This window comes from Rhodanobacter hydrolyticus, from assembly GCF_044904645.1.
In genome coordinates, this window is record NZ_JADIKK010000008.1 from 240220 (window position 1) to 261465 (window position 21246).

Here is a 21246-nt window from a genome sequence, read left to right on the forward strand (position 1 = left end):
GCCGATGAGCGCGCAACCGACGCAGTTGTGGCTGCCGGCGCTGGATCGCTTTGATCGCACACATCCGCTGCGTCGCCTGTTGGTACGCGCGGATCGCGAGGCAGACTGCGGCCATGACCGGCTCGCGGCGCTAGCCGATGCCTTCCAGGCTGGCGCAGCGACGCTGCCGGCGGCGGCGCTGCTGCGCCAGCATCTGGCAGGCGATGCGGGCGACGCCATCTGGCTCAATGCCGATCCCGCCTGGGTACAGCCGGACATGGCCGGTGTGCGCATGCTTGCCTGCGGCTCGATGCCGCTGGAAATGGACGAGGCGCAAGCCTTCTTACAGGTGCTGCAACCGGCCTTCGCCGAAGCCGGCCTGCAACTGGAGGCCGGCGCGCCCAACCATTGGCAATTGCGCCTGGCGCACGAGGTGCGGCTGCCGGATTTCGCCACGCCCGAGCAGGCGTTGGGCGAGGACTTGTACCAGCACTTGCCACAAGGCGCGGAAGGCCGCGTGTGGCGCATGCTGCTCAATGAAGTGCAGGTGTCGCTGCACCAGCATCCCTTGAACGTCGCGCGCCAGTCGCGTGGCCTGCCGCCTGTCAACAGCGTGTGGTTTTGGGGAGCAGGGCGGCTGCCTGCGTCGCTGCAAGGCCGATCTGCTGGTGTGGTCGGCAGCGATGCGTTGCTGCTTGCGCTGGCCGCGCGCGCAGGCATTCCGTTCGCAGGACGCACGCAGGATGCCGTGGCGTCGGTGCCAGCCGGCTGGCTGGTCGACCTGCAGGACTTGCCTGCGGCGGAGTTTGACGAAGCATGGTGCTCGGCCATCCAGACGCTGGCGCAACGACAGCCTTTGCACATCGCATTCGCCAGCGGCGAACGCTGGTCGTGGCGGCCGCTGCACCGCTGGCGCTTCTGGCGTGGAGTGCCGCATTGAGCGTGCTGGAACTGCGGCGGCGCGAATCGCAGGGCGAACCGTCCGGCTGGGACGCCGCCGTGCACCCGGTGTTGCAGCGGGTCTATGCCGCGCGAGGCGTGCTGCGACCCGAAGGCGTGGCGCATCGCTTGCAGCATCTGCTGCTGCCGCAGTCGCTGGGCGGCCTGGATGCCGCCACCGAGCTGCTGGCCGAGGCCATCCGCGACGATTGGGCCATCCTGATCGCCGGCGACTACGACTGCGATGGCGCCACCGGCACCGCCGTGGCCGTGCGCGGCCTGCGCATGCTGGGCGCCAAGCGCGTGGCTTATGCCGTGCCCAACCGCTTCGTGCACGGTTACGGGCTCACGCCCGCGCTGGTCGATTCGCTGCAACCGCGGCCACAACTGATCGTCACCGTGGACAACGGCGTGGCCAGCGTGGCCGGCGTGGCGCGGGCGCGCGAACTCGGCATGCGCGTGATCGTCACCGACCACCACCTGCCGGGCGAGCAGCTGCCGGGTTGCGATGCGATGGTGAATCCCAACCTTGCCGGGGACGGCTTCCCGAGCAAGGCGCTTGCCGGCGTGGGCGTGATGTTTTATCTCCTGCTCGCACTGCGCGCGCGGCTTTACCCGGGCGATCGTCCGGATCGCCAAGGTCGAGAAGAGTCCATCCACGGACGCACTCCCGAAAAGGGCAGACCCGACCTCTCCACCTTGCTCGACCTGGTGGCGCTCGGCACCGTGGCTGACCTGGTGCCGCTGGATTTCAACAATCGCGTACTGGTGGAGGCCGGCTTGCGGCGCATCCGCAATGGCTATGCCTGTGCCGGCATCGCTGCGCTCATCGAGTGCGGCAAGCGCAGTGCGGCCACGCTGTGCGCCAGCGATCTCGGCTTTGCGGTGGGGCCACGTCTCAATGCCGCCGGCAGGCTGGAAGACATGCAACTGGGCGTGGAATGCCTGCTCACCGACGACATCGCACAGGCACGCCGCTACGCCGGGGAGCTCGACGCGATCAACCGCGAGCGCCGCGACCTGCAAGCCTCGATGGTGGCCGAAGCCGAGGCGATGACGGCCGGCCTGAGCGATATCGACGCGGTGGGCGTGGCGCTGTACGAACCCTCGTGGCACGCGGGTGTGGTGGGCCTGGTGGCCTCCAAGCTGAAGGAGCGCCTGCACCGGCCGGTGATTGCCTTTGCGCCGGCCACCCTTGAAGAGTGCGGCGACGGATCGCCGCTTCTTGATTCTTCCGCACAAGAAGTGCGTACCAACCGCTCCGACACCGAACACCTCCGCGGCTCGGGGCGCTCGATTCCCGGTTTCCACCTGCGCGATGCGTTGGCGATGATCGATGCCCGCCAGCCCGGCCTGATCGAACGTTTCGGCGGCCATGCGATGGCGGCCGGCCTGAGCCTGCGCACGGCGGATTTCCCGCGCTTCGCCGCCGCTTTCGACACGGCCGCGCGCGAGCTGATTGCGCCGGAACGCCTGCAAGCGGCTCTTTACACCGATGGCGAACTTCCTGCAGGCAGCCTGTCGCTGCAGCTGGCCTTGCAACTGCGCAGCGCCGGTCCCTGGGGGCAGGCCTTTCCCGAGCCCCTGTTCGACAACGTGTTCGAATGCGCGAACTGGAAGCCGATGGGCGAGGGCCACTGGCGGCTGGGACTGCGCGATCCGCGCGACGGCAGCATGCACGACGCGGTGATGTTCAACGTCGGCAGCGTCTCTCCACCCTTGCGTCTGCGCGCCGCCTACGAACTCGTGGTCAACGACTGGCAGGGCCGCGAGTCACCGCGCTTGCTGCTGCGCCACATCGAGCCGGCCTGAGAGTCTGTTCGCGATCTCCAAGTGCCGGGCGTTGCCATCGAGTGGCAGCGCGCGGCGTAGCGCCTGTCCAGCAACCGTGCGCCGCGTGGCGGCCACTCGATGAGAGCCTAATGAGCCGAGTTTGTTTGCCCATAGGCTGGCCTCATCATTCGATATTGGACAGGCGTCTACTCCTCGCTTCTCAAGGCCGAATCCATCCATGGATTCCCCTGCGTGCCTTCGGCCTTCTTTCGCCTGCGCATACACAGAGCTCTGCGTGCGCGGCACCTGGAGATCGTGAACAGACTTTGAGCTCGCGCGGCGTTCACGACGTACGTCCCACACTGGTCACCCGCTCGTCACGGAGACCCTCATGCTTGAACAGATCGATGGATTGCCGCCCGGTACAGTGGGCTTTCGCGCGCACGGCCAGGTGACCGCGGCGGACTACGAGCAGGTGCTGGTGCCGGACGTGGAAGCGGTGTTCGCGCTCAATCGCAAACTGCGCATGCTGTTCGTGGTGGACCCCGACTTCACCGGCTTCGACGCCGGCGCGATGTGGGACGACGCCATGCTCGGCATGCGCCACCTCAGCGGCTGGGACCGCGTGGCGCTGGTGACCGACGTGCGGTGGCTGCGCACGGCGACCAAGGCGACGCGTTTCCTGGTGCCCGCCGATTTTCGCCTGTTCGCGCTGGCCGGGCTGGAGGAAGCGACGCGCTGGATCGCAGAACCAGCGGAATAGTGCATGCCGCGCCGGGTCACCGGGTCACCGGGTCAGTGCATGGTGAGTACATGGACGGCCAAATGCCTTCATGCCCAATCGTCACTTGCGCAAACGCCAGCCTTCTGTTCTAGTCGTTCCATGACCTTCACGTCCGCCATGTTTCCGAACGCCACCGCGCTTGCCGCGCCGGGCATCGTGGCGGTCGCCAACAATAATCGCGCGAGCAGTAACGCCAATCGTTGGCGGGCCCGCGCGTAGCTGAAAGCAACACCACCAGACACGCGACCAAGGCCCGCCCAGTGCGGGCCTTGGTTTTTTTGTGGGTCTGATTTGTGCGCGGATCCATCCGCGCGAAGGCAAGACCGGCTCTCCATGGCCGTGCATCGACCATTGCGTGGCTCCATCCACGCAAAGCAAAACCGGCCATCCGTGGCCGACTTTCAAATAGAGCTTTCATCACCAGCAAACGAGGAACGCCCACCATGTGTTCGATTTTCGGAATGTTCGACCTGCAACCGGGCGACGATCTCGCCGCCCTGCGCCGGCAGGCGCTGGAACTGTCGCAGCGCCAGCGCCATCGCGGCCCGGACTGGAGCGGCGTGTTCGTGGATGCTGGCGTCATCCTGGTGCACGAGCGCCTCGCCATCGTCGATCCGGCCTCCGGCGCGCAGCCGCTGCGCTCGCGCGACGGCGCGCTGGCGCTGGCGGTCAACGGGGAGATCTACAACCACCGCGAATTGCGCGATACCAGCGGCTATGACTTCACCACAGGATCGGATTGCGAAGTCATCAACGCGCTTTACCGCGAATACGGCGCGGACTTCCTGCACAAGCTCAACGGCATCTTCGCGTTTGCCCTGTGGGACGGCGCCGCGCAGCGTTACCTGATCGCGCGCGATCCCATCGGCGTATGCCCTCTGTACTGGGGGCATGACGAGCAGGGGCGCCTCTGCGTGGCTTCGGAGATGAAGGCGCTGTCCGGCGTGTGCGCCGACGTGGCCACGTTCCCGCCCGGCCACCTGTACGACAGCGCCACCGGCGAGCTGCGCCGCTACTACGAGAAGGGCTGGCGCGACCATGCCGCCACGCGCGGTCACGAAGTGCCTGCGGCCGAGCTGCGCGAAGCGTTCGAGCGGGCCGTGCATCGCCAGCTGATGACGGACGTGCCCTATGGCGTGCTGCTTTCCGGCGGGTTGGATTCCTCGCTGGTGGCCGCCTGCGCCGCGAAGTTTGCCCGCGAGCGTATCGAAGACAACGACAGGAGCGAGGCGTGGTGGCCGCGCCTGCATTCCTTCGCCATCGGGCTGGAAGGTTCGCCCGATCTTGCCGCCGCGCAGATTGCTGCCGATGCGCTGGGTACGGTGCACCACGGTTTCGTCTACACCTTCTGGGAAGGGCTGGACGCGCTGCCCGAGGTGATCCGGCATCTGGAGACCTACGACGTCACCACCATTCGTGCCGCCACGCCGATGTACCTGCTGGCTCGCCGCATCAAGGCGATGGGAGTGAAGATGGTGCTGTCGGGCGAGGGTTCGGACGAGATCTTCGGCGGCTACCTGTACTTCCACAAGGCACCCTCGGCGGAGGCTTTCCACGAGGAAACCGTACGCAAGCTCGACGCACTGCACAGCTACGACTGCCTGCGTGCGAACAAGGCGATGATGGCCTGGGGCGTGGAGGCGCGCGTGCCGTTCCTCGACCTCGAGTTCATCGACGTGGCAATGGGCATGGACGCCACCTACAAGATGGCCGGCAACGGCAGGATCGAAAAGCATGTGCTGCGTGCCGCATTCGACGGTGCCTTGCCGAAGGAAATCCTCTGGCGCCAGAAGGAGCAGTTCAGCGACGGCGTGGGCTACGGCTGGATCGACGGACTGAAGGCGAACGCCGAGCAGATGGTGAGCGACCGCGAATTCGCCGCCGCCGCGGCCCGCTTTCCGTTCAACACTCCCGCCACCAAGGAGGCGTACTTCTACCGCCGAATCTTCGAACAGCATTATCCGGGCGAAGCCAGCGCGGCCACCGTGCCGGGCGGCAAGTCCATCGCGTGCTCCTCGCCGGTTGCGATCGAATGGGATGCGAGCTTTGCCGGCATGGCCGATCCGTCGGGTCGCGCGGTGCGCGGAGTGCACGAAAAGGCGTTGTAACGACGCCGAAGGTTCAAGCGGTTATTCCAGGGCACGCCCATTGCTGTTCGGGATATCCGAACTCCTGTGTCCAGACTCCTGGCACCGCGGACCCTTGCTCCAAACAGTGAAGCCGGGCGACTTGAATTCGCGCGAACGCCGGATAGTGAATCTCTCTCCCTCCGGGAGAGGGGGCGGCAGCCGGGAGAAGGTTCGGGCAGAGCGAGATGCCGTGGCAGGTACGGCCCCTCTCCCCCGGCTCTCTCCCGGGTAGGAAAGGGGAGAAGAGCGGCCGCGAAATATTCCGGGCAGCAATGGATGCACACCGGGATGTGCACTCCATCTGGCGTCGACAGGCCTCAATGTTTCAGCAGACAAGTGTGCTGGCTGTTGAAGTCCACGTAGAGGTCCATGTCGTCGAGCATGGCATGGCCCAGCGCGTAGTCCCATGGCAGGTTCGGACTGCGCGCGGCGACATAGGGCATCCGCAGGGTCTTGCCATCGAGCGTGACCTCCAGCGTGCTGCGCGCGCTGCCGCCACGGCCGCCGCCCATGCTCCCCATGCCTCCGCCGCCCATGCCGCCCATCCCACCCATGCGATGTCCGCCTCCATGGCTTGGTGCTGCCGGCGCATCCTTGTTGCCATAGAGATAGAACGGGCTGTCGAGGCTCAGCATCGCCACGCTTTGCGCATCGTCTATGCCCAGCTGCACAGCCAGGCGCAGGCCGGTGCTTCCGCCTGCATCGCTGGCGAGCAGCATCGCGTCATCGCAGGCCGGGCGGGCGTCGGTCGGGCCGTAGACCTGGATGTTGTCGCGCGCCATGCGGAACGTGCGCAGATACTTGAAGAGGCCCATGCCGATGGCATGGATGTGCGCGCCAGGCACGACCTGCACCGGCACATGCCGGAAGGTGGCGCCGGCGAAACTCAGGCTGTCCAAAGTGGCGAAGGTTGGCGATGCCGGGTGGTCCTTGTCGGCGCTTTCAGCTGCGACCTGGATGCCCAGGCCCTGGGCAGTGTCCTGATCCAGTACGACATAGGCGCTGCTGGTGCCGACACGTAGCGCGACTGGCTTGCCGTTGATTTGCGCGTCGATGGTGTCGTCGTCACTTTCGCGATTGCCATGATGCCTGCCGGCATGTACCGGGATGTCGAAGCCCGTGCTCGGCAGCTCCGCTTCAGTCACCGCCTGCCCGGTCTGCAGGGCTACAAAATGGTTCAGCTGCTCCCATTGCGCGGCCGGCAGCTTGCCCTGGAATTGTTGCGGTAGTTGCTGCATCGCTGTGCTGGCGGCATGGTCCTGACCGGACAGGCGCAGGTTGCCCAATGCGAACAGCGCGCAATACAGCGCTACCTGTGGCTGGTTGTTGATCAGGCCATTTTTGCAGGTTGCGGCCTCGGTGCTGGACTGGGCCAGGCGCCCATGCACGCGGTCCAGCGCCATCGCGGCCAGCACCCGCGTCAGCGGATCGTTTTGTCGGAGGAGTTTGTCCAAGGCATCGGTATCCACCTTGACCAGGGCGGTGTTGATGACTTGCACGGTATCCGCCGGGGTGGCGGCTGGCGGATTGTCTGCCGCAGCCACCGGCATCGCGGCCACGGTGGCGGCAAGCATGGCAAGCAGGGCGAAAACAGGGCGAAGGCGCACGAAGATTTCCCGGATCGATGGCATTCCGAACGCCAACGCGGCAAATCCGGGTCGGTGGACAGGGCCATGTCATGGGGCGCTCTGTTAACATGGACGGCCTTTCTCCACCGTTTTCACCATCCATGATCGAGACCAATCCGATCCTCGCGCAGATCGCGGACCTCACGGCCCGCGTCGAGTCGCTTAGGGGGTATCTTTGACTACGCCACCAAGCGTGAGCGCCTCGAAGAAGTAAGCCGCGAACTGGAAAGCCCCACCGTGTGGGACGATCCGCCGCGCGCGCAGGAACTGGGCCGCGAACGCGCGCGCCTGGACACGGTGGTGACCGGCATCGACGAACTCACCGCCGGCCTCTCCGACGCGGGTGAGCTGGTGGAAATGGCCGCCGCCGACGGCGACGAGGAAACCGTCGCTTCGGTCACGGACGACGTCGGCAAGCTCGAAGCCCGTGTCGGCAAGCTGGAATTCCAGCGCATGTTCTCCGGCAAGATGGATTCGGCGAACGCCTTCGTCGACATCCAGGCCGGCGCCGGCGGCACCGAGGCGCAGGACTGGGCCGAAATGCTGCTGCGCATGTACCTGCGCTGGGCCGAATCGCGCGGCTGGAAGACCGAGCTGCTGGAAGCCTCCGGCGGCGAAGTGGCGGGCATCAAGTCGGCCACGTTCCGCGTCGAAGGCGACTATGCCTACGGCTGGCTGAAGACCGAGATCGGCGTGCACCGCCTGGTGCGCAAGTCGCCGTTCGATTCCGACAACCGCCGCCACACCAGCTTCACCAGCGTGTTCGTCTCGCCCGAAGTCGACGACGACATCGACATCGAGATCAATCCGGCCGACCTGAAGACCGACGTCTACCGTTCGTCCGGCGCCGGTGGCCAGCACGTGAACAAGACCGAGTCCGCGGTGCGCATCACCCACGTGCCCAGCGGTGTGGTGGTGGCCTGCCAGACCGAGCGCAGCCAGCACGCCAACCGCGACCGCGCGATGAAGATGCTGGCTGCCAAGCTGTACGAGCTGGAAGTGCAGAAGCGCAATGCCGAGAAAGATGCGCTGGAAGCGACCAAGTCCGACATCGGCTGGGGCAGCCAGATCCGCAACTACGTGCTCGACCAGAGCCGCATCAAGGACCTGCGCACCGGCGTGGAGCGTTCCGACACGCAGAAGGTGCTGGACGGCGACCTCGACGAGTTCATCGAGGCCAGCCTGAAGTCCGGTCTGGATGCGGGCGCCAAGCGCATCGATGCCTGAGGAATCCGTATCGCGGCTTCAGCCGCGATACGGAAGGTCGCCTGTATAGAGCTTTCCCGGTTCCCAACACAGACGGAGGTAGCCAGCATGAATGCCAAGAAGATTTGCAGCATCCTGTTTGCCTGCGCCGCATTCACGGCGTTTGGCGCGAGTGCGCAGAGCGCAGGCCAGGACATCAAGCAGGGCGCAAAGGACGTAGGCCACGGTGTCGCCACCGGTGCACGGGCGGTGGGGCACGCCACCAAGAACGTCGCCACCAAGGTCGGCCACGGGGCGAAGGAAGCCGGCACGGGTATTGGCCACGGTGCCAAGAAAGCTGGCGTCGCCGTCGGTCATGGCGTCAAGAGCGCCGGTACCGCCATCGGCCACGGTGCTAAGGAAGGCTGGGACGCCACCAAGGACGCGACCAAGAAAGCGTTCGGCAAGGGCAATTGACCGCCTTCTGACCGTTCGCGCTGAGCATTGCTTGCGTAAGCAAGCGAAGTCGAAGCGTCTCGCGCAGTTCCTTCGACTTCGATCCTGCGGACCTGCGCTCGGGACGAACGGTTCTATTTCAGATATGCAGCCACCGGTGCCAGCACCGGCCATCACGGAAGCCTCATGAGCGACGATACCCAAGACGAAAACAAGCTGATCGCCGAACGCCGCGAAAAACTCACGGCATTGCGCGGGCAGGGCATCGCGTTTCCCAACGACTTCAGGATGGACAGCTTCGTCGGCGACCTGCAGGATGAGTACGCCGACAAAGATAAGCACAATGCCGAGGCCATCGAAGCCGCACAGCGTCGCGTGAAGGTGGCCGGCCGCATCGTGCTCAAGCGCGTGCAAGGCAAGGTCAGCTTCGCGCAGATCCAGGACATGACCGGTCGCATCCAGCTGTTCATCCATGCCGGTACCGTGGGCGACGTCTACGATGCCTTCAAGGGCTGGGACATGGGCGATATCGTCGGCGCCGAAGGCGTGCTGATGCGCACCAAGACCGGCGAGCTGTCGGTGAAGGTGGACGCGCTGCGCCTGCTCACCAAGAGCCTGCGCCCGCTGCCCGACAAGCACCACGGCATGGCCGACGTGGAGCAGCGCTACCGCCAGCGCTACGTGGACCTGATCGTCACGCAGGAAGCGCGCGACACCTTCCAGAAGCGCTCGCGCATCATCGGCTTCATCCGCCAGTGGCTGGAAGCCGAACCGCGCCGCTTCATGGAAGTGGAGACGCCGATGATGCACGTGATCCCCGGCGGCGCCACGGCCAAGCCCTTCATCACCCATCACAATGCGCTGGACATCGACCTGTTCCTGCGCGTGGCGCCGGAGCTGTACCTGAAGCGCCTGGTGGTCGGCGGCTTCGACCGCGTGTACGAGATCAACCGCAACTTCCGCAACGAGGGCGTGTCCACCCGGCACAATCCCGAGTTCACCATGCTGGAGCTGTACCAGGCCTACGCCACCTACAACGAGATCATGGACCTCACCGAGTCGGTGATCCGCGATACCGCACGGCACGTGCTGGGCACCACGCACCTGGAGTGGGATGGCGCGCAGATCGACGTCGGCCCGACCTTCCGCCGCTGGACGATGGAAGACGCGGTGCTGGAGCACAACCCCGAGATCAAGCGCGAAGAATTGCGCGACCGCACGGCGATGGCTGCGCACGCGAAGCGCCTGGGCGTGCAGGTCAAGGACGGCTACGGCTGGGGCAAGCTGCTGCTGGAGATCTTCGAGAAGACGGTGGAGCACACCCTGGTCCAACCCACCTTCATCACCCAGCATCCGGTCGAGGTGTCGCCGCTGGCGCGCGAGAACGACAGCGACAAGGGCATCACCGACCGCTTCGAGCTGTTCGTCAACGGCAAGGAGCTCGCCAACGGCTTCTCCGAGTTGAACGACCCGGAAGACCAGGCCGCGCGCTTCCAGGCCCAGGTGGACGCCAAGGATGCCGGCGACGACGAGGCCATGCACTTCGACGCCGACTACATCCGCGCGCTGGAAGTGGGCCTGCCGCCCACCGGCGGCCTCGGCATCGGCATCGACCGCCTGGTGATGCTGCTCACGGGCTCCGCCTCGATCCGCGACGTGCTGCTGTTCCCGTACATGCGGCCCGAGGCCTGAACCTCTCCGCCGGGATATGGCAACAAGGCCCGCGAGTCGCCTCGCGGGCCTTGTGCGTTTCAGGCTGGCAGGCGTCGGACGCGCTGCCGCAGCAGCAGGTTCTGCAGCACGGTCACGCTGCCCGAGCCCAGCCAGTACAGGCCCAGCCCGGCGGCCACGTGCCACACCATGAAGAACGAGATCGCCACCGGCAGCCAGTGCAGCAGGGTGCGTGCCTGCTCGGGCAGCATGGGATTGAGCAGCATCGCGGCCATGCCCAGCATTGCCACCGACAGCGCCAGCCACAGGTCGGGCCGCGCCAGTTTCGGTATCCAGAGGAAGGAACCCATGCTGGTCATGCCCTGGCGGATCGCCGCATAGATGCCCGCGCTCATCGGCGCCTGCACCAGCGCGGTGAGCAAGCCGCTGCCGAGTCCGCTGGTTATACCGTGTTCGCGGTAAAGCGATTGCATGGCGGCTGCATGCGCCGCGGGGTTCTTCGCATGGTGCTCGCGCAGGCGTTCCAACTGGGGCTTCAACGTGGCCAGTCTGCGCTGGCGCAACCAGCCCTGTTCGGCGGCATGCAGGGTCATCGGCAGCAGCGCAAGCCGTACGGCCAGCGCGAGTGCGATCACCGCAAGGCCATAGCTGCCGTCTAGCCCTGCCGCCAGATGGCCCAGCAGCGCGACGATCCCGTTCACGAACATCGTCCACATGTAACGCTCTCCCCAACACGTCGTTGATGACGACACGCAAAGTGGGCATCGCCACGTCCGCTTCAAGCGGGCAATGCACATGACTGGCGGCACAGTCGGGTAAAATTGCGGTTTCGACTCGCAACGGAGCCTTGCCCATGTGGTTCGCGATCATCGCCCAGGATCATCCCGGTTCGCTGGACAAGCGCCTCGCCGCCCGCCCCGAGCACCTGGAACGGCTGAACAAGATGCAGGAAGAAGGGCGCCTGTTGCTGGCCGGTCCGTTCCCGGCGATCGAGTCGGAGAATCCCGGTCCGGCCGGCTTCACCGGCAGCATGATCGTGGCCGAGTTCGCCTCGCTGGCGGACGCCGAGGCCTGGGCGGGCGCTGATCCCTACGTGGCTGCCGGTGTCTACGCCGAAGTGAGCGTCAAGCCGTTCCGCAAGACCCTGCCATGAGCGAAGCGATGGCCGAGCAGATCCGCGTCCGCCTTGCGGCCGCGTTCTCGCCCACCGAGCTGGAGGTGGTGGACGAGGGCCATCTGCACCGCGGCCACGCAGGGGAAGGCAAGGGACATTTCCACGTGCGCATCGTCAGCCCCGCGTTCGCCGGCGTGCTGCCGATCAAGCGCCATCGGATGATCTATGCCACGCTCGATGACCTGATGAACCGCGGCATCCACGCGCTGTCTATAGATGCGAAGTAGAAAATAATTAACAAACAATACGATACAACACATTTCTTCAGTGAAACATCATGTAGAAATGCGTTGCGGCACCGCCCCTCCTTTGGCACAGTGCCCTGTCGCCCAGCCCTTTGGGCGCCCTCCGATTTCCCTGCGATGACCGCATGCGCCTGACCACGATCAAACTCGCCGGCTTCAAATCCTTCGTCGATCCGACCACCTTGCATCTTCCGGCCAACATGACCGGCGTGGTGGGACCGAACGGCTGCGGCAAGTCCAACATCATCGACGCGATCCGCTGGGTGATGGGCGAGAGCGCGGCCAGCCGCCTGCGCGGCGATTCGCTCACCGACGTGATCTTCTCCGGCTCCACCTCGCGCAAGCCGGTGGGTCAGGCCACCGTCGAGCTGATCTTCGACAACGCGGACGGTACGGTGCAGGGGGAGTACGGCCAGTACGCCGAGATCTCGGTGAAGCGCCAGGTGACGCGCGACGGCCAGTCCGCCTATTTCCTCAACGGTGCGCGCTGCCGCCGCCGCGACATCACCGACCTGTTCCTCGGCACCGGCCTGGGTCCGCGCAGCTACTCGATCATCGAGCAGGGCATGATCTCGCAGATCATCGAGGCGCACCCGGAGGAACTGCGCACGCACCTGGAGGAAGCCGCCGGCATCTCCAAGTACAAGGAACGCCGCAAGGAAACCGAGAGCCGCATCAAAGCCACCCGCGAGAACCTCGATCGCGTGAAGGACGTGCGCGACGAGGTGGACAAGCAGCTCGAACAACTCAACCGCCAGGCTCGCGCCGCCGAGCGCTGGAAGGCCTACAAGGAAGAGGAAACCCGCAAGCAGGCCGAGCTGCGCGCGCTGGAATACCGCGCGCTGAAGGGCCAGCACGATGGCGAAGGGGCCGGGCTGTCCGCCGCCGAGATCGAGATCGAGAAGCAACTGGCCGGCCAGCGCGAAATCGAGGCGCAGATCGAGGCCGTGCGCGAACGCCACACCGATGCCGGCGAGCACCTGGGCTCGGTGCAGGCCGAGGTCTACAAGGTCGGCGCCGAAATCGCCCGCGTCGAACAGCAAGTACGCCACAACCGCGAAACCGCGGAGCGCCTGCAGCGCGCGCAGGGCGAGGCCGAGCGCGAACACAACGAACTGGCCGAGCACATCGCCGGCGACCGTGCACAGGTCGAAACGCTGCGCATGGCGCTGGCCGAAGGCGAACCCAGGCTCGAAGCCCTGCAGCAGATGCAGGACGACACTGCCGAGGCCCAACGCAGCGCCGAAACCAAGCTTGCCGACTGGCAGCAGCGCTGGGACACACACACCCGTACCGCCGGCGAATCCAACCGTGCGGCCGAAGTGGAGCGCACCAAGCTCAACTATCTCGATCGCCAGGCCATCGACCTCGCCAGGCGCCGTGAAGCGCTGGAAGCCGAACAGAAGGCCACCGACCTCGTCGCACTGGACGCTGCCGCCGAGCAGATGCATCTGGAGCACGACACCCAGCGCGAGAAGGTGGAATCGCTGGGCAGCCTGCTCGACCAGCACAAGAGCAACCACGAGAAGGTGCTGGAAGAGGAACGCCAGCTGCAGTCGGCGCTCAACGAGTCGCGCTCTCAGCTGCAGACGGCGCGTGGCCGACACTCCTCGCTGGAAGCCCTGCAGCACGCTGCGCTGGGCCAGGAAGAAAACGCAGCCAGCCAATGGCTGGCGCGGCTGGGCCTGGACAAGTCGCCACGCCTCGGCGAGACGCTGCAGGTGGAAGCCGGCTGGGAAACCGCGGTGGAAACCGTGCTCTCCGGCTTCATCGACAGCGTGCTGGTCGATGGCGCACACGCGTTGGCCGCGGACTTCAGTGCGCTGGAAAACGCCGATGTCGCACTGCTCGATGCCGCCGAGGGCGGTGCCAACACTGCCGGCACGTTGGCCGCGCACGTGCGAGGCCCGGCGGCGGCCATGGCCATCCTCGGTCACGTGCTTATTGCCGAGACGCTGGACGAGGCGCACCAGCGCGTTGCCGGCCTGTCCGCGCTGGCGCCGTACCAGTCGGTGATCACCCGTGGTGGCGAGTGGCTGGGCCCGGGTTGGGCACGCGTACGCCGCGCGCAAGGCAACCAGGTGGGCGTGCTGGCGCGCGAGCGCGAGATCCGCACGCTGGCCGAACAGGTCGCCGCGCTGGAAGCGCGCATCGAGGAATGCACCGCCCAGCTCGACGACCAGCGCACCCGCAAATTCGAGGCCGAACGCGCCCGCGACGACACCCAGCGCGAGCTGTACAACGCGCATCGCCGCCAGTCGGAACTCGCCGGTCAGCTGCAAAGCCATCGCGGCAAGCTGGAAACCGCCCGCGCCCGCGGCGAGAAAGTGGCCGGTGAACTGGCAACGTTGATAGAGCAACTGGACGAGCTGCAGGCGCAGACCCGCGAGGCACGCGCGCGGCTGGACGAGTCGGTCGGCCATATGGGCGACCTCGAGGACCAGCGCCGCGAACTGGAGAACGAACGCCGTGCCCTGCTGGAGGCCCGCGAGGCCGCGCGCATGAACGCGCGCGAGGCCGCCGACCAGGCTCACGCGCTGGCGCTGTCGCTGGAATCCAAGCGTTCCTCGCTGGCCTCGCTGGAACAGGCACTGGCGCGCATGGAGAACCAGTTGCGCCAGATCGAGGCGCGTCGAGGCGAGATCGCCGAACAGCTCGCCGCGGGATCCGACCCCATCGCCGAGCTCGAAGCCGAGCGGCAGACCTATCTCGACCAGCGTCTGCTGGTGGACAAGCAGTTGGTGGAAGCGCGCCGTGCACTGGAGGAATGCGATATCGCTTTCCGCCAGTTGGAACAGCGCCGGCACCTTGCCGAACAGAGCCTCGCCAACCTGCGTGAAAACCTTTCCGAAAAGCGCCTCGCCGCGCAGGCCTTGCAGTTGCGCGCCGAGCAGCTGGCCGAAGCCATCGCGGCTTCCGGCCTCGAGCTAGAAACCCTGCTCGCCGAACTGGCGGAGAACGTGGATGCCTCGGAGTGGAAACAGCAACTGGCCGAGCTCGCACAGAAGATCGTTCGCCTCGAACCAGTGAACCTCGCCGCGATCCAGCAGCACGCCGAACAGAGCGAGCGCAAGACCTATCTCGACAACCAGCTCAGCGACCTCACCAGCGCAATGGAGACGCTGGAAGGCGCGATCAAGAAGATCGACCGCGAAACGCGTGCGCGCTTCAAGGAGACCTTCGACAAGGTCAACGCCGGCGTGCAGGAGTTGTTCCCGCGCCTGTTCGGCGGTGGCCATGCCTACCTCGAACTCACCGGCGACGACCTGCTCGACACCGGCGTGGCGATCATGGCGCGGCCGCCCGGCAAGCGCCCGTCCAACATCTCGCTGCTCTCCGGCGGCGAGAAGGCGCTCACCGCGGTGGCCCTCGTATTCGCCATCTTCAACCTCAACCCCGCGCCGTTCTGCCTGCTCGACGAGGTGGACGCGCCGCTGGACGAAGCCAACGTGGGCCGCTTCTCCAGCATGGTGCGCGAGATGAGCGAGCGGGTGCAGTTCATCTTCATCAGCCACAACAAGGCCACCATGGAAGCCGCCAGCCAGCTCTGCGGCGTGACCATGCGCGAGCCCGGCGTATCGCGCCTGGTGCAGGTGGACCTGGCCGAAGCGGCTAAACTGGCGGGCACCGCGTGAGTGCCGCCTGCGGCGCCCGCGTGATTGAACTGAGGAAGTGCGTTCGCCACCCGCGGCGAACGAACCGATGAGGAACCGATGATGACGCTGCAACCCGTGCTTGCCCTTGGCTGGAACCCGGCTGTCGGCATACCGATGTTCATCGTTGGCCTGGTCGTGCTCGCCCTGGTCTGGCTGTTTGGCCAGCCGAAGAAGGAACAGCAGGGCAAGCGGCGCATGCCGCCGGGACCGGTGCCGAACAACACGGGCGGCGAACGCCGCGAACCCACGCTGGGCGAGCGCGGCGACGCCGACGGGCTTTCCTTCAGCGCCACCGATGAACTGCGTTTCGACGAAAACGCGGTGCCGCCGAAGCAGGGCGAGCTCGATGTAGGTCTGCGCGAAGAACTCGAACGCCTCGGCGCCACGCTTTCGGGCGAACGCAGCACCGGTGTGTCGCGCAGCAAGCTGGCCGGGCAGGCTGCCGCCATCGTGGATGCATTGCGTGCGCCGTCGGCCTCGGCCGAACCGGCCGCCGCGCCGGCCGGCAGCGTTCCGGCGGCGCCAGCGTCGGCTCCCGCGGGCGCTGCGCCCGTTTCCGCGCCACAGCCGAACCGGCCGCCGCCGCGCTCCGACCTCGGTCGTCGTCCTGCGCAGATGCCGGTGGAACGCATCGTCACCCTGTTCGTGGTGGCGCGCGAAGGCTCCAGTTTCCACGGCCCCGATCTGATCGTGGCCGCCGAGAAGGCAGGCCTCGAGTTCGGCGACATGGGCATCTACCATCGGCTCGCCGACGGCAAGCGCGAGCTTGGTCCGATCTTCAGCGTCGCCAACATGCTCAAGCCGGGCAGCTTCGATCTGTCCAGACTCGACGTACTGCGCACGCCCGGCCTCAGCTTCTTCATGACCTTGCCCGCGCAGCTGCCCGCGCTCGACGCATGGGACACCATGCTGCCCACCGCGCAGCGCCTTGCCGAGTTGCTGGACGGGCAGGTGCTGGACGAAGAACGCAACGCGCTCGGTCGCCAGCGCATCGCCCACATCCGCGACGAGCTGCGTGGCTGGGACCGCGACCGTCAGGGCGAGGAAATCCATTTCAGACGCTGAGCGTCCGCGGCTTTCACAATCGTGCACCGCCGGAAGCTTTCGGCGCTGTCTATCAAGGCGAGTAGGCCATCGACGGCTGGATGGTGGCCGCGCCCGATATGGGAGAGATCCAGTTCCTCGACGGCCCGGTCATTGCCGTTCGAAGAGCGGCCAGGCACAGGTGACGTGCGAGTGATGTAGGCAGCAATCAGGCTTGCCTGTGCATCGCTATTCAAGCCGATCGATTCAAGCCCGCTCACTGCGCTGCCGATAATGGCCAAGATGCGTAATGGTAAACGGCGTTTAATCGCGCTATGGTTGCCGGGCTCTAGGGGTATGGCAGTCGCTTGCAGCGAATCAACGTGCATGGACCGCCGCAGGTCGGAATCATTCTGCAAACGTGGTGGCCATCCGATATGACGGCACCGGTTTCCCTGCTTGTGTTCAAACTGGACCTGCTGCGACTGGGCGTGTCGCTGGCCGCGGTCGAGCGCGTGGAACACGCCTGTGAGGTCACTCCCTTGCCCGGGGCACCGACGGCCGTGTTGGGCGTGGTCAACCTGCACGGCCACGTGGCCGTGGTGATCGACCTGAGGCTGCGGCTGGGTTTGCCACCGCGTCCAATCAGTCCTGCGGACGCCTTCGTGGTGCTGGCGTTACCGCAGCAGTTGTTCGTACTTCCGGTCAGCGAAGCAGAAGGCGTGACTGCGGTCGATAGCGGGGATTTCGTGCCGGGGGAGGCACTGATCCAGGGCGTTGCCCAGGTACGGGGCCTGGTGAAAACGCCGGACGGCCTGTTGCTGATCGACGACCCACAGCAATTCCTCGATGTCCACGACATGAAGGCGCTGGCCAGTGCCTTGGATGCCCGACGTGCCGGGCAGTGAGTCAACCGTTCTTTGGGAAAGGGTCGGCTCGGTCGTGGAGCGGCTCTTCGGGCTGCACCTGCAGGGCGAGAAATTGCCGGATCTGAAGCGCTCGCTCAGGGGAGCGGCAAGCGAACTCGGCCTTTCCGATGTGGAGGCATGCGCACAGCTGCTGCTGTCGGAAAAGCTCGACGCCGTAGGCGTGGAAATCCTGGCCAGTCACCTCACCATCGGGGAGACCTATTTCTTCCGCGACCAGGAAGCGTTCGCCGCACTTTCGACCCATGTCCTGCCTGCGCTCATTGAGGAGCGGCGCCGCATGGACAGCCGGCAGCTGCGTATCTGGAGCGCCGCCTGCTGTACCGGTGAAGAAACCTATTCGATCGGCATCCTGCTGCGTCAACTGTTGCCGGACATCGGCAGCTGGCAAATCAATCTCCTTGGTACCGACGTCAATCCGCGCTTCCTGCGCAAGGCTGCGGAAGGGGTGTATGGCCAATGGTCGTTTCGTGGAACATCGCCGGATTTCCGCGCCCGGCATTTCCGTCAGCTGGCAGGGGGGCGCTACATACTGTCGCCTGCGATCCGGCGCATCGTCCGCTTTGCACCCTTGAACCTCGCTGACGAGGCCGCGCTGGCCAGCATGCGTGATGGCGGCTTCGACCTGATTCTCTGCCGCAACGTCCTCATGTACTTCACGCCGGCGCAGGCATCGAAGGTAGTCGAGGCACTGCATGGGGCCTTGCGCGAGGATGGCTGGCTGGCGGTCGCGCCGTGCGAGGCCTCGCAGACCCTGTTTGCCGGCTTTCGTGCAGTCCATTGCGACGGCGCGATCTTTTACCAGAAAGGCCAAGTGCAGTATCGCCGCGGAGTTGCTCCAAAAGACGAGGGCGCAACGGAGGTGACACCGGCCAAGACGCTTCCGGCGCGGGTTTACGCAACACATGAAGTGTCGTCCGGTTTTCCTAAACCAGCGACACCGCCATCTGCTCCCAAGCGGCGGCCGCCTCTCGCAAAGGCGAAGGAAACGGTACTTTCCGCGGAGGCAATCGCCGCACGGGCACGGACGTTGGCCGACCAGCGCCGCATGGACGAAGCGCTGGTCTGGTGCGATCGCTGGATAGCCGCCGAAAAACTGGACCCGACGGCCCATTATCTGAGAGGGATGATTCTTGCCGAGACGGGCAACGTGCCCGAGGCCGGCGCCGCATTCGAGCGCAGCCTGTACCTGGCACCCGATGGCGTAATGGCCGGCCTGGCGCTTGCCAATCTGGAGCGCACCCGCGGACGGGAGAAGCATGCGGCACGCCACTATCGCAATGTCCTGGCCTTGCTTGAACAGCTGCCCCCGGACGCCTACCCCGAACATGCCGAGGGTATTAGCGTGCGGCAACTGACCGCCCTGGTCAGGGACTTGATGGTCGTGGGAGACCACGCATGAACTCGTCCGATGGCCTCGACGCCTCTCATGTCATCTTGCGCGAACGTGCGCGACGGCTGGCGCAACGGCCCTCCGACAAGCCGCTCGAGGAGCAGATCGAGGTGCTCGAGTTCACTCTTGCCCACGAGCGTTACGCCCTCCTGGCCAGTCAGGTGAACGACGTGCAGCCGCTCAGGGATCTCACGCCGCTGCCTTGCACGCCATCGTTCCTTCGCGGCCTGGTCAACCTGCGAGGGCGGCTGGTGGCGGTGATCGACCTGAAGCAGTTTTTCGGTCTGCCCGAACCAGGCATCACCGACCTGCACAGGATTGTGCTGCTGCGCAGGGACGAGGTGGAAATCGGGCTGCTGGCTGACACGGTCGAAGGTGTCTCGGCCATCGGCAAGAGCCGCATCCAGCCGGCGCCGTCGACCGTGGGGGGAGTCGCAGCGGAATATATCGTGGGAGTCACGCCGGAACGGCTGGTGATACTGGACACAGACGCCATCCTCAACGATCCGCGTCTTGTCATAGATGAGGACGTGAGTTCGTAAACAACCATAGGCATCAGTAGGGGGTTGCCATGAACGGGTTCAACAACCTCAAGACCGGCACCAAGATGGTGCTCGGCCTCGGGCTTATCGTAGCGCTGCTCGTGCTGTTGGGCGTCATGGCCCAGCACGCCATGGAGGAAATTACGCAGAGCCGCAATGTAGCGGTGGAGGCGAACGCATTGGAGGCGTCGCTCAATGACGATCGCGCCGTCGTCCTGACGCTGCTCTCCATTAGCGATGCGAGCACGCGCAACAATCTGTTCGACGAGGCTGGAAAAAACGGCAGATCCGCAGCCGCCTACCTGCAAGGCATGCGCAACCTCACGCAGATGGAACCGGAACTGGAGACGATGATCGCCCAGTTCGCCGACCAATATGCGGTATATGCGCAGGTTCGCGATGGCCAGGTCCTCGACCTGCTCCGCAAAGGCCAGGTCGAGGCAGCGCGCGCTACCTCGCTGGGGGAACAGAACAGCCGTTACCTCGCCATGCGGGACCTTGCTGAAAAACTTTCGGACCGCGCCTTGACTCTCGGTACGCAGCAGGCCTCGAGTGCCCGCAGCACCTTCGCCGTCGTGGGCGTGCTGGCGTTATTGGCGGCGATAGCGATTGGCTGGTTGCTGACCCGTACGATCGCTGGCCCGCTGCGTTCGCTGACGACGGCAGCCGAACGGATCGCGATCGGCGATCTTCCTTCCGAAGAACTATCGCTGGGCCGCAGCGACGAAGTCGGACTGTTGCATCAGGCCTTCGGGCGCATGAGTCGCTCGCTGCGGCAGATGGCCGGGATAGCGCACAGCATCTCCGAGGGTGATCTTCGCGTCAGCATCGAGCCGCAATCCGAGCACGACGTACTGGGCAAGGCGTTCGCGTCGATGATCCAGAACCTGCGCAACCTGACGGCGGATCTCCACGAAGGCATCAATGTGCTGAGCAGCTCGGCGAGTGAAATTTCGACCTCGACCAGCGAACTCGCCGCCAGCGCCACCCAGACCGCCGTGGCCGTCAGCGAAACCACGACTACGGTGGAGGAGGTCCGGCAGACCGCGCAGATGTCCAGCGAGAAGGCCCGGGCAGTCTCCGATTCCGCCTTGCGGGTGGCCTCCATCTCGGAGGAAGGGCGCAAGGCTACGGATGACACCGCAGTCGGAATGGCGCGAATCCAGCAGCAGATGGAACTGATCGCTGAAAGCATGGTGCGGCTCAGCGAACAGAGCCAGGCGGTCGGCCAGATCGTGGCTACCGTCGATGATCTGACCGGACAGTCCAAGCTGCTGGCCGTAAACGCCTCGATCGAGGCGGCCAAGGCCGGCGAGCACGGCAAGGGTTTTGCCGTGGTCGCGCAGGAGGTCAAAAGCTTGGCCGAGCAGTCGCGCCAGGCCACGGCACAGGTGCGCAGCATTCTCGGCGACATCCAGCAGGCCACGAGCGCGGCGGTACTGGCGACCGAGCAGGGCAGCCACGCCGTAGCCGAAGGCGTACGCCAGTCCACGCAGGCGGGTCAGTCCATCCAGGCGCTCACCGGCAGCGTCAGCGAAGCTTCCCAGGCAGCCGTGCAGATCGCCGCATCCAGCCAGCAACAGCTGGTCGGTGTAGACCAGGTAGCCACGGCGATGGAAAGCATCAAGCTGGCGAGCAACCAGAATGTGGACAGTGCCAAGCAGATGGAAGCGGCGGCGCACGGCATCAAGCTGCTTGGCGAGAAGCTCAAGCAACTTGCCGCCGGCTACCGCCTCTAGCCGG

At 65.6% G+C, this 21246-nt stretch carries 18 protein-coding genes; 15 read left to right on the forward strand and 3 right to left on the reverse strand.

Features of this window, described 5'->3' with window-relative positions; all coding sequences use genetic code 11:
- The first annotated feature begins 4 nt into the window (after positions 1–4).
- The 4 genes from ISP25_RS03550 (at position 5) to asnB (ending at position 5583) form a co-directional block, all read left to right on the forward strand.
- A complete protein-coding gene (locus tag ISP25_RS03550; RefSeq protein WP_404611701.1) occupies positions 5–919 on the forward strand; it encodes a phosphoglycerate mutase in 915 nt (304 codons plus the stop codon).
- On the forward strand, positions 871–2730 hold the full coding sequence (locus ISP25_RS03555) for a single-stranded-DNA-specific exonuclease RecJ (protein WP_404611702.1): 1860 nt from the start codon (positions 871–873) through the stop codon (positions 2728–2730). The genes ISP25_RS03550 and ISP25_RS03555 overlap by 49 nt, the downstream gene beginning before the upstream one ends.
- A 352-nt stretch (positions 2731–3082) precedes the next feature.
- A complete protein-coding gene (locus tag ISP25_RS03560) occupies positions 3083–3454 on the forward strand; it encodes a SpoIIAA family protein (protein WP_192157566.1) in 372 nt (123 codons plus the stop codon).
- Between the two features lie 464 nt (positions 3455–3918).
- Complete coding sequence (asnB, locus tag ISP25_RS03565) at positions 3919–5583, forward strand: asparagine synthase B (protein WP_404611704.1); 1665 nt, start codon at positions 3919–3921, stop codon at positions 5581–5583.
- Between the two features lie 338 nt (positions 5584–5921).
- On the opposite strand, the gene ISP25_RS03570 is transcribed toward asnB, so the two are convergent.
- A complete protein-coding gene (locus ISP25_RS03570) occupies positions 5922–7235 on the reverse strand; it encodes an aspartyl protease family protein (RefSeq protein ID WP_404611706.1) in 1314 nt (437 codons plus the stop codon).
- Between the two features lie 98 nt (positions 7236–7333).
- Here ISP25_RS03570 and prfB point away from each other — a divergent pair.
- From prfB to lysS, 3 genes are all read left to right on the forward strand, one after another.
- Positions 7334–8459 (forward strand): peptide chain release factor 2 gene (gene prfB, locus ISP25_RS03575; protein WP_192157559.1). Its coding sequence is split into 2 segments (ribosomal slippage): positions 7334–7408 and positions 7410–8459, totalling 1125 coding nucleotides; the frame shifts between segments, so codons are not numbered across the junction.
- A gap of 87 nt (positions 8460–8546) precedes the next feature.
- Positions 8547–8894, forward strand: a complete 348-nt coding sequence (locus ISP25_RS03580) for a hypothetical protein (protein WP_404611709.1) — start codon at positions 8547–8549, stop codon at positions 8892–8894.
- Between the two features lie 165 nt (positions 8895–9059).
- Positions 9060–10565, forward strand: coding sequence for a lysine--tRNA ligase (gene lysS / locus ISP25_RS03585; protein ID WP_404611711.1), 1506 nt, complete (start codon positions 9060–9062; stop codon positions 10563–10565).
- A 59-nt stretch (positions 10566–10624) separates the two neighbouring features.
- Here the strand turns inward: lysS and yidC are convergent, their stop codons facing one another.
- On the reverse strand, positions 10625–11260 hold the full coding sequence (yidC, locus tag ISP25_RS03590; protein WP_192157553.1) for a membrane protein insertase YidC: 636 nt from the start codon (positions 11258–11260) through the stop codon (positions 10625–10627).
- 137 nt (positions 11261–11397) lie between these two features.
- Here yidC and ISP25_RS03595 point away from each other — a divergent pair, with 137 nt between their 5' ends.
- The 4 genes from ISP25_RS03595 (at position 11398) to zipA (ending at position 16684) form a co-directional block, all read left to right on the forward strand.
- Positions 11398–11697 carry a YciI family protein gene (locus ISP25_RS03595; RefSeq protein ID WP_192157551.1) on the forward strand — a complete coding sequence of 100 codons (300 nt, stop codon included), beginning with the start codon at positions 11398–11400 and terminating at the stop codon, positions 11695–11697.
- Complete coding sequence (locus ISP25_RS03600; protein ID WP_404611713.1) at positions 11694–11945, forward strand: BolA family protein; 252 nt, start codon at positions 11694–11696, stop codon at positions 11943–11945. The genes ISP25_RS03595 and ISP25_RS03600 overlap by 4 nt, the downstream gene beginning before the upstream one ends.
- A 143-nt stretch (positions 11946–12088) precedes the next feature.
- Positions 12089–15598, forward strand: a complete 3510-nt coding sequence (gene smc, locus ISP25_RS03605; protein WP_404611715.1) for a chromosome segregation protein SMC — start codon at positions 12089–12091, stop codon at positions 15596–15598.
- Between the two features lie 81 nt (positions 15599–15679).
- On the forward strand, positions 15680–16684 hold the full coding sequence (gene zipA, locus ISP25_RS03610; RefSeq protein ID WP_404611716.1) for a cell division protein ZipA: 1005 nt from the start codon (positions 15680–15682) through the stop codon (positions 16682–16684).
- On the opposite strand, the gene ISP25_RS03615 is transcribed toward zipA, so the two are convergent.
- Entirely contained in the window at positions 16654–17031 is a 378-nt protein-coding gene (locus ISP25_RS03615) for a hypothetical protein (RefSeq protein WP_404611717.1), read from the reverse strand. The two genes, zipA and ISP25_RS03615, sit on opposite strands and share 31 nt — an antisense overlap.
- A 48-nt stretch (positions 17032–17079) precedes the next feature.
- Between ISP25_RS03615 and ISP25_RS03620 the strand changes: the two genes are divergently transcribed.
- Genes ISP25_RS03620 through ISP25_RS03635 form a run of 4 tightly spaced genes read left to right on the forward strand, consistent with a single transcriptional unit; the run spans position 17080 to position 21242 of the window.
- Positions 17080–17550, forward strand: a complete 471-nt coding sequence (locus ISP25_RS03620; protein ID WP_404611719.1) for a chemotaxis protein CheW — start codon at positions 17080–17082, stop codon at positions 17548–17550.
- The gene (locus ISP25_RS03625) at positions 17528–18970 is read left to right on the forward strand and encodes a CheR family methyltransferase (protein WP_404611721.1); all 1443 of its coding nucleotides are present in this window, start codon (positions 17528–17530) and stop codon (positions 18968–18970) included. The genes ISP25_RS03620 and ISP25_RS03625 overlap by 23 nt, the downstream gene beginning before the upstream one ends.
- Positions 18967–19503: a chemotaxis protein CheW gene (locus ISP25_RS03630; RefSeq protein ID WP_192157539.1), complete on the forward strand. Its 537-nt coding sequence runs from the start codon at positions 18967–18969 to the stop codon at positions 19501–19503. The genes ISP25_RS03625 and ISP25_RS03630 overlap by 4 nt, the downstream gene beginning before the upstream one ends.
- Positions 19504–19532: 29 nt before the next feature.
- Complete coding sequence (locus tag ISP25_RS03635) at positions 19533–21242, forward strand: methyl-accepting chemotaxis protein (RefSeq protein WP_404611723.1); 1710 nt, start codon at positions 19533–19535, stop codon at positions 21240–21242.
- The last annotated feature ends 4 nt before the right edge of the window (positions 21243–21246 follow it).

Bases quoted from the DNA above. Each gene is read 5' to 3' on its own strand.
- ISP25_RS03570 (WP_404611706.1), bottom strand. From the start codon at position 7,235: ATGCCATCGATCCGGGAAATCTTCGTGCGCCTTCGCCCTGTTTTCGCC.
- ISP25_RS03595 (WP_192157551.1), top strand. From the start codon at position 11,398: ATGTGGTTCGCGATCATCGCCCAGGATCATCCCGGTTCGCTGGACAAG.
- lysS (WP_404611711.1), top strand. From the start codon at position 9,060: ATGAGCGACGATACCCAAGACGAAAACAAGCTGATCGCCGAACGCCGC.
- ISP25_RS03560 (WP_192157566.1), top strand. From the start codon at position 3,083: ATGCTTGAACAGATCGATGGATTGCCGCCCGGTACAGTGGGCTTTCGC.
- zipA (WP_404611716.1), top strand. From the start codon at position 15,680: ATGACGCTGCAACCCGTGCTTGCCCTTGGCTGGAACCCGGCTGTCGGC.
- ISP25_RS03600 (WP_404611713.1), top strand. From the start codon at position 11,694: ATGAGCGAAGCGATGGCCGAGCAGATCCGCGTCCGCCTTGCGGCCGCG.
- ISP25_RS03635 (WP_404611723.1), top strand. From the start codon at position 19,533: ATGAACGGGTTCAACAACCTCAAGACCGGCACCAAGATGGTGCTCGGC.
- ISP25_RS03550 (WP_404611701.1), top strand. From the start codon at position 5: ATGAGCGCGCAACCGACGCAGTTGTGGCTGCCGGCGCTGGATCGCTTT.
- ISP25_RS03580 (WP_404611709.1), top strand. From the start codon at position 8,547: ATGAATGCCAAGAAGATTTGCAGCATCCTGTTTGCCTGCGCCGCATTC.
- smc (WP_404611715.1), top strand. From the start codon at position 12,089: ATGCGCCTGACCACGATCAAACTCGCCGGCTTCAAATCCTTCGTCGAT.
- ISP25_RS03630 (WP_192157539.1), top strand. From the start codon at position 18,967: ATGAACTCGTCCGATGGCCTCGACGCCTCTCATGTCATCTTGCGCGAA.
- yidC (WP_192157553.1), bottom strand. From the start codon at position 11,260: ATGTGGACGATGTTCGTGAACGGGATCGTCGCGCTGCTGGGCCATCTG.
- asnB (WP_404611704.1), top strand. From the start codon at position 3,919: ATGTGTTCGATTTTCGGAATGTTCGACCTGCAACCGGGCGACGATCTC.
- ISP25_RS03625 (WP_404611721.1), top strand. From the start codon at position 17,528: ATGCCCGACGTGCCGGGCAGTGAGTCAACCGTTCTTTGGGAAAGGGTC.
- ISP25_RS03620 (WP_404611719.1), top strand. From the start codon at position 17,080: ATGACGGCACCGGTTTCCCTGCTTGTGTTCAAACTGGACCTGCTGCGA.
- ISP25_RS03615 (WP_404611717.1), bottom strand. From the start codon at position 17,031: ATGCACGTTGATTCGCTGCAAGCGACTGCCATACCCCTAGAGCCCGGC.